Raw genomic sequence first — 13,207 nt, 5'->3', positions numbered from 1 at the left:
GACGCAGGCAGTACTTGAGTACGACAAGTCGGTGCAACGCAGCATCAGGGGTTTTGTCAGCGGCGATGAAACGGCGAGCGATCAATAGCCGCTGATCGGCTTAACCTCGCCCCCTTCGATTTCCGCCTGCAAATTGCCCAGCAGGCCGGAAGCGCCGAAACGGAAGCGCTCGGCGCTCACCCAGCCCGCGCCCAGCAGATGCTCGGCCAAGTCCAGGTATTCCGCCGCCTCGGCCGCGGTGCGCACGCCGCCTGCGGCCTTGAAGCCGCAAGCGCCGCCGGTTTCGCGGATGGCGGACAGCATCACGCCGGCCGCTTCCAGCGTGGCGTTCACCGGCACCTTGCCGGTGGAGGTCTTGATGAAATCGGCGCCGGCCTGGATCGAGATCAGGCTGGCCTCACGGATCAGCGCCTCGTCCTTCAGCTCGCCGCTTTCGATGATGACTTTCAGCGTCTTGCCTTCGCAGGCGTCCTTGCAGGCCGCCACCAGTTGCGCGCCCACCTCGCGGTTGCCGGCCATCAGCGCGCGGTACGGGAACACCACGTCGACTTCGTCCGCACCGTAGGCGATCGCGGCGCGGGTTTCCGCCACCGCGACGGCGATGTCCTCATCGCCGGCCGGGAAGTTGGTGACGGTGGCCACTTTGACCTCGGGGCAGCCGGCCTCGCGCAGGGTTTTCTTGGCGATGGGCACGAAGCGCGGATACACGCAGACCGCGGCCACGGTGCCGGCGTCGCTCTTGGCCTTGCGGCACAGCGCGGCGACCTTGTCGTTGGTGTCGTCGTCGTTCAGCGTGGTGAGATCCATCAGGGACAGGGCGCGGCGGGCCGCGGCGATCAGTTCGGACATGAGCTAACAAACCTTTCAAAATTGAACGGCCAGGCGCGCTCGCCAAGCGTTCCCAAACCTCAGCGCCGCCGGCGGGCGGCGGCGCAAAAAAACCATTATGAAAATTTCTTTAAGTCAAAGCAATGCACAGCCACAGTGAACTTGTGCCAACGCAAACTCGGCCGCGCCTTAGAACGTGTTTACGATCTCGCGAGCTAAGGCGTTGCGGCTGAGAAAGCGGAATGGTCAAGCGGTACATGAGCATTTCGAAGTTGTTTTCAACACCGTATCGCCGAAGCGCGGCAGACTTTGAACAGGTTCTTACAAACGCCGCGCCTCCTGCACCCCGCTCAACTCCATCATCCGCGACAGCACCCGGCTGATGTCCTGCACCTGGCGCACCTCCACGGTGAAACGCATGCGGGCGCGAGTGTCTCGCGACAGGGTGTTGACGCCGATCAGGTTCAGCTTCTCGCGCGACAGCACGTCGGACAGATCGCGCAGCAGGCCGGGCCGGTCCATGGCGATGATTTCGATATCGATGGGGAAGACGCTGCTGCGCTGGTCGCCCCATTCCGCGGCGATCAGCCGCTCCGGCGCTTCCACCGACAGTTTTTTCAGCGTCAGGCAGCTCGTGCGGTGAATGGAAATGCCGCGCCCCTTGGTGACGAAGCCCATCACCCCGTCCGGCGGCGCCGGCTTGCAGCACTTGGCCAGCACCGTCATCAGATTGTCCACGCCCTCGATCAACACGCCGCCCGCGTCGTGGCCGCCCTTGCTGGCCTTGACCAGGCTTTCCGGCGCCACGTCCACCGGCGGCGGCGGCGCGAAGCTGACGATGGCGTTGGACACCACGCGCGTGGTCAGCTCGCCGTGGCCCAGCGCGCCGTACACTTCCTCCAGCTTGTCGTAGCCCAGCTTCTCCGCCAACGCGCCCAGATTGGGCTGCATATGGCTGTGGCGCGCCAGCTCGCGCTCGAACAACATCTTGCCGGTCTCGCGCACGGTGTCGGCGTTGAGCAGGCGGATGTGCTGGCGGATCTTGGAAATGGCGCGATGGCTCTTCACCCAGCCGTCGTGCAGCCAGTTCACCGACGGCCCGCCCTCCTTGGCGGTGATGATCTCCACCCGCTGGCCGTTTTGCAGCGGCGTGGACAAGGGCACGATCTGCCCTTCCACCTTGGCGCCGCGGCAGCGATGGCCCAGATTGGTGTGCACCGAATAGGCGAAATCGATGGGGGTGGCGCCAAACGGCAAGGCCATCACCCGGCCCTGCGGCGTCAGCACATAGATGGTGTCGGCGAACAGCTCGGTCTTGAACGCCTCGGCCAGGCCCTCGCGGTCCGACATCTCCTCGCGCCAGTCCAGCAACTGGCGCAACCAGGAGATTTTCTCCTCATAGGCCGCGTCGCCCTTGCCGCCCTCCTTGTAGCGCCAATGCGCGGCCACGCCGAACTCGGCGTGCTCGTGCATCTCGAAGGTGCGGATCTGCACCTCCACCGCCTTGTCCTCCGGCCCGATCACCGCGGTGTGCAGGCTGCGGTAATTATTGGCCTTGGGATGGGAGATGTAGTCGTCGAACTCGCCGGGAATCGGCTGCCAGGTGCCGTGAATGATGCCCAGCGCCGTATAGCAGTCCGGCAGCCGCTCCACCAGGATGCGCACCGCGCGGATGTCGTAGAGCTCGGAGAAATCCAGCTTTTTCTTCTTCATCTTCTTCCAGATGGAGAAGATGTGCTTGGGCCGGCCGGCCACTTCCGCCTTGACGCCGGCGTTCTTCAACTCCGTGCGCAGGGTGTCCAGCAGCCGGTCGATATAGTCGATGCGCTCCAGCCGGCGCTCGTCCAACAGCTTGGCGATGCGCTTGTAGCTGTCCGGCTCGGTATGGCGGAAGCCCAGGTCCTCCAGCTCCCACTTGATCTGCCACACCCCCAGGCGGTTGGCCAGCGGCGCGAACAGATCCAGGGTCTCGGTGGCGATGCGGCGGCGCACCGTCTCATCCTCCACCTCGGCCAGGTAGTGCATGGTCTGAGTGCGCCAGGCCAGCTTGATCAGCACCACGCGGATGTCGGCCACCATGGCCAGCAGCATCTTGCGCATGGTTTCCGCCTGGCGCGCGCGCTCTTCCGGCGTGGACAGCTTGTCGATGCGCGCCAGCTCGGTGATGCGGCGCACGCCGTTGACCCCCTCCACCAGCACCGCCACCGTGGGATTGAAGGTTTCGCAGAGCCAGGGCTGCCAGTCCTCGCGGTAATCCGAAGCGGCGAACATCAAGGTGGCGACGATGGCGTCCGGCAACAGGTTCAGATCCGCCACGATGGCGGCGGCGGCCACCGCGTGACTGAACAAGTCCTCGCCGGTCTGGGCCATGGTCTTGCCGCAGTACAAGGCGCGCGCCTCGTCCAAGGCGCGAGTGAGCATCGCCTGCTCTTCTCCGCTCAGCGAAGAAGACAAGCCCTCCAGCCAGCGTTGCGGATTAGCCGCGTCTGCCAGGGTGTCAGCCATCGAACGAACTACGGAAACCATATCAACCCAGTAACTCAATCAAATCGTGTTTCGACAGCGCTCGGCTACTCGGCCAAACGCAACAACAGCCGGCGCACCGGCGCCGGCACCCCGGCGTCCGGGGCGGCGGACAAGGGCAGCCACTGCCCGCTGTCCTCCATCGCCGCCTCCGCGCGCAACGCGTCCAAGCGCAGCGGCACCGGCGTAATGATCAATCGGTAATGCGTAAACACATGCTCCAGTTCCGGCCAGGCCGGCAACACGTCGCCGTGGCCGTTGCGCGCCAGCCAGTCCTCGATCTGCAACGAAGTCTCAAACTCCGGCAAGGACAGCAAACCGCCCCAGATGCCGCTGGGCGGCCGCCGCAGCAGCCACACCTTGTCGCCATGGGTGGCCAGCAACATCACCGTATGGCGCGTGGGCACCGTCTTCTTCGGCCGCGGCGTCGGCAGCTCGCCGGTGCGGCCCTCGCGCGCCGCCGCGCAGCCGTCCACCATCGGACAGACGGTACAGGCCGGTTTGCCGCGGCTGCACACCGTGGCGCCCAGGTCCATCAAACCTTGAGTGTAGGCGCTCATCAGCGCCGCATCCTGCGGCAACAACGCTTCGGCCAATCGCCACAAACGCTGTTCCACCGGCTTCTCGCCGGGGAAGCCGTCGATGCCGAAGCAACGGGTCAGCACGCGCTTGACGTTGCCGTCCAGAATGGTTTCCCGCTGGCCGAAAGCGAAAGAAGCAATCGCCGCGGCGGTGGAACGCCCCACGCCGGGCAGGCGCTCCAGTTGCTGGCGCTCGGCCGGAAAGCGGCCGCCAAACTCGGCCATCACCATCTGCGCAGCCTTGTGCAGATTGCGCGCCCGGCTGTAATAGCCCAGGCCGCTCCACAAGGCCAGCACGTCTTCCTGCGGCGCGGCGGCCAGCGCCGTCACGTCCGGAAAGCGGGCGAGGAAGCGCGGGTAATATTCCAGCACGCTTTTGACCTGGGTCTGTTGCAGCATGATCTCGGACAGCCAGATCCGGTACGGGTCGCTGACCTGCCACGGCAGATCATGGCGTCCATGCGTTTTTTGCCAGGCGGTCAGGCGCGCGGCGAAGGAGCTGTGCAGCATCGTCTATCATCTTGAATCGAACCGGATATGGTAGCGGAAAGCCTCGCTGTCACCAAGCAGCCTCCGGACAAATAAGTTAAAATCAAAGAATTGCTTAAAAGTCTGCTTACTCAAGGAAGTTCCATGTCCAGTTTCCGTTCCCGCCAGCGTGCCAATATGCGCCGCGAATTCAATAGCCGCGACAATGAGGCCAGTTCGCCGGCAGGCGGAGACAGCCCGGCCGGCAAAAGCCCCGTGATCCAGAAGAAAGCGCCTTCGGCCGACGCCGCGCCGCGCGCGCCTTATTCCGGCCCGCGTCCGGGCAACGCCAAGCCTAATTGGCAAGACCGTGGCGCTGGACAAGGACAAGCCCCGCGCGACGGCGGCAAGCGCGGCCCTTATCAAGGACGCGACCAACAGGCCGGGCGCGACAAGCCGTATGGCAACGACCGCCGGCCGCAAGGCCAGCAGCGCTTTGAGCGCAACGAAGGCCAAGACAGCTTCAATAAGGACCGCTTCAATAAAGAACGCGGCAACAATTGGCAGCCGCGCAGCTTCGCCCGCGACGGCGAAGAACGCCCGCAAGGCAGCGGCCCCAAGAAGCCCTTCCATCACCGCGAAGACCGTGAACCGCGTGACTACAGCCGCGACCGCGGCCCATCCGGCCGCAAGCCGCTGAACGCCGCCGCGGACGTGGAGCCGGAACGCAAACCGTATAGCCGCGACCGCGGCCCGTCCGGCCGCAAACCGCTGCATCTGGAGCGGGACGGCGAACAAGGCGCGCCGCAGGGCAAGCCGCGCTGGCAGCAACGCGACGGCGAACGCCATGTCGATCAGCCGCGCAAGCCGTTCAATCCTTCCAGCGATCGCGAACAGCGCTTCCGCCGCGACGACGCCGAACAGGCGCCGCGCAAGCCTTGGCAGGAACGCCAGCACAGCGAGCAGCGCGAAGAGGGGCCGCGCAAACTGTTCGGCAAGCCGGCCAATCGCGACAACAACTTCCGCCGCGACGACGCCGAGCAGGCGCCGCGCAAACCGTGGCAAGAACGCCAGCACGGCGACCGCGACCAGCGCTTCCAGCGTGATGACGCCGAACACGCGCCGCGCAAACCCTGGCAGGAACGCCAGCACGGCGACCGCGACAACCGTTTCCGCCGCGACGACGCCGAGCAAGCGCCGCGCAAGCCCTGGCAGGAGCGCGAACACGGCGACCGCGACAACCGTTTCCGCCGCGACGACGCCGGGCAAGCGCCGCGCAAGCCCTGGCAGGAACGCCAGCACGGCGACCGCGACAACCGCTTCCAGCGCGACGATGCCGAACAAGCGCCGCGCAAACTGTTCGGCAAATCCGCCGAACGCGACAACCGCAGCCGCCGCGACGATGCCGAAGCAGCGCCGCGCCAGGACCGTCCACAAGGCGAACCGGCCGAGCGTAGCGAAGGCGGCACGCGCAAGCTGTTCAGCAAGCCGTCCTATCGCGACAACGACGTCCGCCGCGACGACGCCGAACGCGCGCCGCGCCAAAGCTGGCAACAGGAAGAACGCCCGCGCCACGAGCGTCGCGAAGGCGAAGCCCGTCAGTTGTTCGGCAAGCCGGGCGCCGGCAGCCTGAAACCGCTGGGCGACCAGCACCGCGTGGAAACCCGCGGCGAGCATCGCCACGCCGACGCGCCGCGTCATGCGCCGTCCGAACGCCAGGCCCCGAGCCTGACCCAGGTGCGCGACAGCGTGCTGTCCTTGTTCGCCCCCTGCCCGCGCGGCCTGGAAGCCATCCTGGCCGACGAGTTGCGCGGCCTGGGCGCGCGCGACATCGCCACCGCCGACGGCGGCGTGGCCTTCGCCGGCGACCGCGATCTGCTGATGGCGGCCAACCTGCACAGCCGCACCGCCAGCCGCGTGCTGCTGCAACTGGCCCAGGGCGGCTACCGCAATGAGCAAGACATCTACCGCCTGGCGATGAATGTGGACTGGCCGCGCTGGTTCGACGTGTCCAACAGCATCAAGCTGAAGACCGACGCCATCCGCTGCCACTTCAAGAGCCTGGACTTCATCTCGCTGAAGGTGAAGGACGCGATCTGCGACCGCTTCCGCCAGGCTCAGCTGGGCCGGCCCAATGTCGACACCCGCCACCCGGACGTGCGCGTCCACGTCTTCCTGACCGAAGACAGCGCCACCATCTACCTGGACACCAGCGGCGAACCGCTGTTCAAGCGCGGCTGGCGCCAGGAAACCGGCGACGCGCCGCTGCGTGAAAACCTGGCTGCCGGCATCCTGATGCTGACCGGCTACAACGGCAGCCAGCCGCTGCTGGACCCGATGTGCGGCAGCGGCACCTTCCTGGTGGAAGCCGCCGACATCGCGCTGAACCGCGCGCCGGGCCGCCAACGCAAATTCGCCTTCCAGAAACTGCGCGGCTTCGATTCCGCCAGTTGGGAAAAACTGCTGCTGGACGCCCAGCACGCGGAAAAACCGCTGGCCAAGCTGGCGATCAACGGCTCCGACCGCGACCAGGCCATCATCAACGTCGCCAAGGACAACCTGGAACGCGCCGGCCTCTCCGGCCTGGTGGAACTGAAGGCGATGGACGTGCTGGACGCCCGCCCCAACGGCGAAAACGGCATCCTGGTGGCCAACCCGCCCTACGGCGTGCGCATGGACGAACTGGACCAGCTGGCCGAGTGGTATCCGCTGCTGGGCGACTGGCTGAAAGCCCACTTCGCCGGCTGGCACGCCAACCTGTTCAGCGGCGACCTGCGCCTGGCCAAGCTGATCCATCTGTCGCCCAAGCGCCGCACCCCGCTGTACAACGGCTCGCTGCAATGCCGGCTGTTCGTCATCAATATGGTGGAAGGCAGCGCCCGCAAGGAAAAACCGGGCGAGCAGGCAGAAACCATCGAGCAGGACGATCACACCGCGGAGTAACACCGCGCGCGGACAGCAAAACGGCGAGCCATGGCTCGCCGTTTTTCATGGAGCACTCCCGCGGAGTGCCCCAAGATTGAACCATGCGGTGTTTAAGCCGTTTTGAGGTCCATGGCCTCCGCCCGCTCCTCGATCGCCGCCTCCACCCATTCGTTCAAGCTCTTGGACTCGGCCGACGCCGCTGCCGCCGCCATTTCATGCAAGCGCGGCGCAATGCGCACATTGAATTTTCCCGAATAGGTTTTAAGAGGCTGCAGCCCCTTCTCGCGGCATGCGTCCAGATACACGCGCAGCGATATTTCGGCTTCTCGTTTGAGACTTGCGACATCGCCTGCATAAAAATCCGCTCCGCCGCTCAAGCCCAGAAACTCGCCGCGAAACATGTCAATTTCCGGGTCATAGCTGATCACAGCTCGGTAGCCTTCAATCTGCAGAATATTCTTCATGGAGTCACCCCGTTGGTTTCCAGCCATTTTCTAATTGCGGCCACCGCGCCTTTGTCCGTATCCGGAGAAGGATGGGGCCGATGAAACACCCTCACCACGCCGAATAAGGCAACGCTGATATCCCTCCCTTCACGCTCCTCAATCTCAGACCCTATTCACGAACTGCTGCGCGTCGGCGATACGGCGTTGAAACCGGCTTCGAAATGCTCATGTACCAAATGTACATTCCGCTTTCTCAGCCACTTTCGCCTTGTCTCGCTCTAGCTCGCGAGATCGTGAATAGGCTCTACACCCGGCTCCTGAAACAAAGCCTCAATATCGCTCCACCGGATATTGGCGCTGACTGGACGCGTGAAGATCAACTGCAAGGTGATCAAGTGTTTTCGTTTCACACTCAACTGGTACCATAAATCAGTACCAAAATCAACATCATCGGATAAGACCGACAACACAGCACAGCTGGACGCTGCCGCTTGACCCCACCCGGCCCTTCGGCAACAATCGCCGCGTGCCGTTTCACTTAACGGCGCTGGGTGTGAGAGCCCATATAAAGGGAAAAAGGGGATGCCACTGCGTATGCAGTCGCGTCCAGAACGCTATTGCTTCGCCATCCGGCGGGCCGTGGCGGGGAGGCCTTTACGGCCTACCGGCTTCCTTTTTCCCCGGTCTCTCAACCTCGTCACGCGCCTGTCAGCCCGTTTGAGAGCGAGCCCGCAGGCGAACCACGAAAAAGGAGCGTTCCCCATGTTGGTTCTACCCTTGTTCAGCTATCCCCCGCCTTGCCAGGCCACGGCCGGCGCCCCGCTTCAGGAGGCGCAGCCATGAACGCCATTTCCAGCATTGTTGAACTAGACCGCCAGATCCAGCAGCTGCAAACACAGTGTCTGCAACACACCGCGCTACGCAGCCTCGAACCGCAGCTGAAACGGCTGGCGCATTGCAACCAATCCATCCACGACATCTGTCACGCCGCCTCGCTGGAGCTGGGGCAGGTCAGTTGCGCGCTGGCCGGGCTGTTGATGCTGCTGGACCAGTCCGAGATCAAGCATCTGGAGCGCGAGCAGGTGTATTGCCTGCTTGAGCCCTTCACCCAGCGCTTGCAGCAAGCTTATGAGCAGTTGCAGGAATTGACCTGATCCCGCCAACGCCCGCCGGCCTGGCGGGCTACCCTTGATTCACCGGCCAAACGAATATAACCGTCGCAATCCGGACTAACCCATTCGGCATCGCCATGAGATAATCGCGCGCATCACTCGCGCCGGAGCGGCGCCCTGTCCACCCGCTCCGCCGCGTTATAAACATAATCACACGCTGCAAGCACACACCATGCAAACCTCTTTTCTGTCCGCCACCGTCCTGCTGATCCTGATCACCGATCCGCTGGGCAATATCCCGCTGTTCATCGCCGCGCTCAAGCAGGTCAAGCCGGAACGCCGCCGCCGCGTGGTCTACCGCGAATGCCTGATCGCCTTCCTGGTGCTGTCCGCCTTCATGTTCTTTGGCCGCAACTTCCTGGACTTGATGCATCTGACCGATGATTCGATGCGGGTGGCCGGCGGCGTGATCCTGTTCCTGATCGCCATCAAGATGATCTTCCCCGGCGAAGGCAGCGTGTTCGGCGGCGACAAGATGCATGGCGAACCCTTCATCGTGCCGATCGCCGTGCCGCTGATCGCCGGCCCGTCGGCGATGGCCACCGTGCTGCTGATGTCCACCCGCGAGCCGGAGCGGATGCTGGAATGGCTGGGCGCCCTGACTATCTGCATGCTGGTGACGCTGCTGGTGTTTCTCTTCTCCGGCAAGCTGCAAAAGCTGCTGGGCGAGCAGGCGATCACTGCGCTGGAGCGGCTGATGGGCCTGGTGCTGACCGCGATCTCGATCGAGATGCTGCTGGGCGGCGTGGCCTCCTACATCAAGCAGTTCCACTGAGCTTCACACTCCTAGGCGGCCCTAGCCTAACGGTAATGCTTGCGCAGCGCGTCCACCACGCCGTCGCGCTGCATATTGAGCAGCGTCTTGTTGAGTTTCAGCACGATGCGCTCATCCATTCCCGGGTTGCAGGCCAGATACATCTGCACCGTGTTGAAGCTGAACAGCAGTCGGATGGGCAGCCGGTTGGCGGAGGCGATGTAGGCGCCGCTGAACTCGCCGCTGGCCCAAAAGTCGATATGGCCGGCCACCAGCTTTCTGGCGTTCAAATCGTCCGCTCTCGCCAGCTCCAGCTTGAAGCCCAGATCGGCCAGATACTGCGACATCCCCGAGCCCTTGTAGCTGCCTATGGTGAAGCCGCGCGCGTCGTCCAGCGCGGCCACCCCCGCCGGGCTGTGAGGGCCGGCGAACAGGCTCCAGGAGTTGCTGACCAGCGGCCCCACCCATTTGAACTGACTCTCCCGGCTGGGCGTGCGCGAAGTCGAGTAAACGCAGCTATTGTCTTCCTGCTGGGCGATGGCGTAGGCGCGCAGCCAGGGCAGCAACTCCATGCTGTACGGGATGCCCGCGCGCTGGAACATTTCGCGCAGGATGTCGGTGGACAAGCCGCCGATCTTGCCCTCCTCCAGCGCGATGTTGAACGGCGGGTAATCCTCGGTCAGCAAACGGATGCGGGGCGATGTCGACTCCGCCCGGCCGCAGACGGCGAGCGCACCCAGCAACAGGGCGGCGTGGACAAAGGCGAGCTTCATGGCGGCATACCTCCCGCGGAATTCTGACGACGCGTCTTACCAAGCATAGAAGCTGACGGCTGGCCAACAGCGGCGATTTACTTCGTGTTGGGGTTATCCCGCATAGGGATATCGGCAATTCGTCCCCGCGCTTCCTCTTGCTAGCATCCGCAATCATGGGCCGTTAAGAGCCCGCTTTTGATTGCATAACAACTTCGGCCCGCCCCGAGCCGAAGTCAGACAACGCTACAGGGACCGCGATGCAGACCAAAACCCCCCTCTACCAGCGCCTTTATTTCCAGGTGCTGCTGGCCATTTTCCTCGGCGTGATGCTCGGCGCCTTCGTTCCCGACCTGGGCGCGAAGATGAAACCGCTGGGCGACGCCTTCATCAAACTGATCAAGATGATGATCGCCCCCATCATCTTCGCCACCGTGGTGGTGGGCATCGCCAAGATGGGCGATATGAAGGAAGTGGGCCGCGTGGGCGTGAAAGCGCTGTTCTACTTTGAAGCCGTCACCACGCTGGCGCTGGTGATCGGCCTGGTGGTGGTGAATGTGCTCAAGCCCGGCGCCGGCCTCAATGTGGACCCCAGCACGCTGGACGCGCACTCGGTGGCCAAGTACGCCGCCAACGCCAAGGAGATGAGCAGCATTGATTTCCTGATGCACATCATTCCGGATACGGTGGTGGGCGCGTTCGCCAACGGCGAAATCCTGCAGGTGCTGACCTTCTCGGTGCTGCTGGGCCTGGCGCTGACCAAGATGGGCGACAACGGCAAGACCATCGTCCACATCCTGGACGAGTTCTCCCATGCTTTGTTCGGCGTGATCAATATGCTGATGAAGCTGGCCCCCATTGGCGCCTTCGGCGCGATGGCCTTCACCATCGGCAAATACGGCGTGGGTTCGCTGAAACAGCTGGGTTTCCTGATGCTCTGCGTCTACCTGACCTGTTTCGCCTTCGTCTTCGTGGTGCTGGGCACCATCGCCAAGCTCAACGGCTTCAGCCTGTGGCGCTTCCTGATTTACATCAAGGAGGAGTTGCTGCTGGTATTGGGCACCTCTTCATCCGAGTCCGCGCTGCCGGGCATCATGAAGAAGCTGGAAAACCTGGGCTGCTCCAAACCGGTGGTGGGCATGGTGATTCCCACCGGCTACTCCTTCAATCTGGACGGCACCTCCATCTATCTGACCATGGCCGCCATCTTCATCGCCCAAGCCACCAATGTGGAGCTGACGCTGGCGGAGGAGCTGGGCCTGCTGGGCGTGCTGCTGCTCACGTCCAAGGGCGCGGCGGCGGTGACCGGCGGCGGCTTCATCACCCTGGCCGCCACGCTGGCCACGCTGGGCGGCAAGCTGCCGGTGTCCGGCCTGGCCCTGCTGATCGGCATCGACCGCTTCATGTCCGAGGCCCGCGCCATCACCAATCTGATCGGCAACGGCGTGGCCACCATCGTGGTGGCGCGCTGGGAGAAGGCGCTGGACGAAGAACGCATGCGCCGCGTGCTGGCCGGCGAGCCGGTGCTGCCGGAGGAGCCGGCCGTCGCGCCGCTGCCGGCGCAACTGGCCGCCGCGGAAGCAGCCCGATCCTAAGCTTTTGTTTTCCCAGCCCTTACAGCCTGCGTTCGCGCAGGCTTTTTTTATGCTCTTAGCACAGCGGCGGCTTGATTTTGCCGCTGCGTGGTCCACGATAGAAGCATGGGCATTGGGAGACGAGAATGAGCGACTTCATGTTGCAATACGGCGATGAGTTGTTGCCGGTGGAGGGGGACTTTCCCGAAGTGGGCGCCTATCTGCCCAGCTTCATGCTGGTGGGCGACGGCAAGCAGGACGTGTCGCTGGAAGGCCTGGGCGGCGTGCCCAAGCTGATTTTGACCCTGCTGTCGCTGGACGAATACGAGCATGGCGGCCAATACCTGCTGCAGGAGACGCGGCGTTTCCTGGAGCGCTGGCCGCAAATCAGTCTGGCGGTAATCACCGTGGATTCGCCGTCTTCGCTGGCGCGGGCCCGGCGCGAGCACGGCCTGCCCCACGTCACCCTGCTGTCCACGCTGCGCGGCCGCGATTTCCACAAACATTACGGGGTGCTGATCCGCGAATATCCGCTCAGCGGCTACACCGCGCCCGCCCTGCTGCTGGCCGACGGCAGCAACACCATTCATTACGCCGAGCGGCTGCGCAACACCCAGGATCTGTTCGACTTCGACAAGATCAACCACTTGCTGCGCGAAGCCGAGGAACAGGCGCTGGAGGCGCAGCAGGAACTGGAGCATGAGGAGCAGTTGAAGGACGAAGGGCCGTCACAGTAAGCCCCCAATAACGACACGGGCCCGGCCTGCTTGCGCAGCGCCGGGCCCGTTCGCGTTGCAGGGGGACAACGGTTTACGGCAGCACTTCCACCAGCTTGGCGTCCACCTTGGTCGACGTCAGTTCCTTGTCCACTTCGCCGACGATGCGCAGCTTGCTGTTCTGGTCGATCTTTTGCGCCGGCAGGCGTTTCTGGCTGATCTTCACCGTCATGGTGCCGGTGGCGTCGCGGAACTCGTAACGCTTGTGGTCGATCTGGCGCACGATCTTGCCTTCCAGCGTCACCGGGGTGTCGTCGGCGGCTTTTTGCGCGGCGGCCACGGTGGTGACGGCGGCCGGCACGCCGGGGCCGGTGAATTCCGCCTGGGCGGCGAAGGGCAGGGACAGCGCGGCGGCGGTGAGCAGAACGGTGATGGCTTTCATGTTTGGACTCCTAGTGTGTTGTCGAT

Annotated in this window: 11 protein-coding genes; 5 read left to right on the top strand and 6 right to left on the bottom strand. The window is 64.0% G+C overall.

Annotated elements, in window-relative coordinates:
- Positions 1-81: 81 nt before the first annotated feature.
- The 3 genes from deoC to mutY form a co-directional block, all read right to left on the bottom strand.
- Positions 82-849 (bottom strand): deoxyribose-phosphate aldolase, encoded by a 768-nt coding sequence (gene deoC / locus JC616_RS04270; RefSeq protein ID WP_107798132.1) that lies wholly within the window; start codon positions 847-849, stop codon positions 82-84.
- A gap of 300 nt (positions 850-1,149) precedes the next feature.
- Positions 1,150-3,354: a RelA/SpoT family protein gene (locus JC616_RS04265; RefSeq protein WP_227106892.1), complete on the bottom strand. Its 2,205-nt coding sequence runs from the start codon at positions 3,352-3,354 to the stop codon at positions 1,150-1,152.
- Positions 3,355-3,398: 44 nt separating this feature from the next.
- The gene (mutY, locus tag JC616_RS04260) at positions 3,399-4,439 is read right to left on the bottom strand and encodes an A/G-specific adenine glycosylase (RefSeq protein ID WP_227108541.1); all 1,041 of its coding nucleotides are present in this window, start codon (positions 4,437-4,439) and stop codon (positions 3,399-3,401) included.
- A 126-nt stretch (positions 4,440-4,565) separates the two neighbouring features.
- Here mutY and JC616_RS24555 point away from each other — a divergent pair, with 126 nt between their 5' ends.
- The gene (locus tag JC616_RS24555) at positions 4,566-7,343 is read left to right on the top strand and encodes a THUMP domain-containing protein (RefSeq protein ID WP_319792920.1); all 2,778 of its coding nucleotides are present in this window, start codon (positions 4,566-4,568) and stop codon (positions 7,341-7,343) included.
- A gap of 92 nt (positions 7,344-7,435) precedes the next feature.
- Here the strand turns inward: JC616_RS24555 and JC616_RS04250 are convergent, their stop codons facing one another.
- A complete protein-coding gene (locus JC616_RS04250) occupies positions 7,436-7,789 on the bottom strand; it encodes a type II toxin-antitoxin system HicB family antitoxin (RefSeq protein WP_081544270.1) in 354 nt (117 codons plus the stop codon).
- Between the two features lie 821 nt (positions 7,790-8,610).
- On the opposite strand from JC616_RS04250, the gene JC616_RS04245 reads away from it, so the two are divergent.
- Both JC616_RS04245 and JC616_RS04240 read left to right on the top strand, forming a co-directional pair.
- Positions 8,611-8,925 (top strand): DUF1484 family protein, encoded by a 315-nt coding sequence (locus tag JC616_RS04245; RefSeq protein ID WP_227106890.1) that lies wholly within the window; start codon positions 8,611-8,613, stop codon positions 8,923-8,925.
- Positions 8,926-9,115: 190 nt separating this feature from the next.
- A complete protein-coding gene (locus JC616_RS04240; protein ID WP_019100349.1) occupies positions 9,116-9,718 on the top strand; it encodes a MarC family protein in 603 nt (200 codons plus the stop codon).
- Positions 9,719-9,744: 26 nt separating this feature from the next.
- On the opposite strand, the gene JC616_RS04235 is transcribed toward JC616_RS04240, so the two are convergent.
- The gene (locus tag JC616_RS04235) at positions 9,745-10,470 is read right to left on the bottom strand and encodes a substrate-binding periplasmic protein (RefSeq protein WP_107798129.1); all 726 of its coding nucleotides are present in this window, start codon (positions 10,468-10,470) and stop codon (positions 9,745-9,747) included.
- A gap of 239 nt (positions 10,471-10,709) precedes the next feature.
- On the opposite strand from JC616_RS04235, the gene JC616_RS04230 reads away from it, so the two are divergent.
- Together JC616_RS04230 and JC616_RS04225 are read left to right on the top strand one after the other, a co-directional pair.
- Positions 10,710-12,044: a dicarboxylate/amino acid:cation symporter gene (locus tag JC616_RS04230; protein WP_227106888.1), complete on the top strand. Its 1,335-nt coding sequence runs from the start codon at positions 10,710-10,712 to the stop codon at positions 12,042-12,044.
- A 125-nt stretch (positions 12,045-12,169) separates the two neighbouring features.
- The gene (locus JC616_RS04225; RefSeq protein WP_199225794.1) at positions 12,170-12,760 is read left to right on the top strand and encodes a thiol peroxidase; all 591 of its coding nucleotides are present in this window, start codon (positions 12,170-12,172) and stop codon (positions 12,758-12,760) included.
- A 73-nt stretch (positions 12,761-12,833) separates the two neighbouring features.
- On the opposite strand, the gene JC616_RS04220 is transcribed toward JC616_RS04225, so the two are convergent.
- Positions 12,834-13,181 (bottom strand): NirD/YgiW/YdeI family stress tolerance protein, encoded by a 348-nt coding sequence (locus JC616_RS04220; protein ID WP_107798127.1) that lies wholly within the window; start codon positions 13,179-13,181, stop codon positions 12,834-12,836.
- Positions 13,182-13,207: the final 26 nt, after the last annotated feature.

Origin of the sequence: Chromobacterium rhizoryzae, assembly GCF_020544465.1 — a bacterium.
Lineage (GTDB): Bacteria > Pseudomonadota > Gammaproteobacteria > Burkholderiales > Chromobacteriaceae > Chromobacterium.
The sequence above is the reverse complement of the archived record's forward strand: the minus strand, read 5'-3'. Positions and strand labels throughout refer to the sequence as shown.

Bases quoted from the DNA above. Each gene is read 5' to 3' on its own strand.
- deoC (WP_107798132.1), bottom strand. From the start codon at position 849: ATGTCCGAACTGATCGCCGCGGCCCGCCGCGCCCTGTCCCTGATGGAT.
- JC616_RS04265 (WP_227106892.1), bottom strand. From the start codon at position 3,354: ATGGTTTCCGTAGTTCGTTCGATGGCTGACACCCTGGCAGACGCGGCT.
- JC616_RS24555 (WP_319792920.1), top strand. From the start codon at position 4,566: ATGTCCAGTTTCCGTTCCCGCCAGCGTGCCAATATGCGCCGCGAATTC.
- JC616_RS04250 (WP_081544270.1), bottom strand. From the start codon at position 7,789: ATGAAGAATATTCTGCAGATTGAAGGCTACCGAGCTGTGATCAGCTAT.
- JC616_RS04245 (WP_227106890.1), top strand. From the start codon at position 8,611: ATGAACGCCATTTCCAGCATTGTTGAACTAGACCGCCAGATCCAGCAG.
- JC616_RS04240 (WP_019100349.1), top strand. From the start codon at position 9,116: ATGCAAACCTCTTTTCTGTCCGCCACCGTCCTGCTGATCCTGATCACC.
- JC616_RS04235 (WP_107798129.1), bottom strand. From the start codon at position 10,470: ATGAAGCTCGCCTTTGTCCACGCCGCCCTGTTGCTGGGTGCGCTCGCC.
- JC616_RS04230 (WP_227106888.1), top strand. From the start codon at position 10,710: ATGCAGACCAAAACCCCCCTCTACCAGCGCCTTTATTTCCAGGTGCTG.
- JC616_RS04225 (WP_199225794.1), top strand. From the start codon at position 12,170: ATGAGCGACTTCATGTTGCAATACGGCGATGAGTTGTTGCCGGTGGAG.
- JC616_RS04220 (WP_107798127.1), bottom strand. From the start codon at position 13,181: ATGAAAGCCATCACCGTTCTGCTCACCGCCGCCGCGCTGTCCCTGCCC.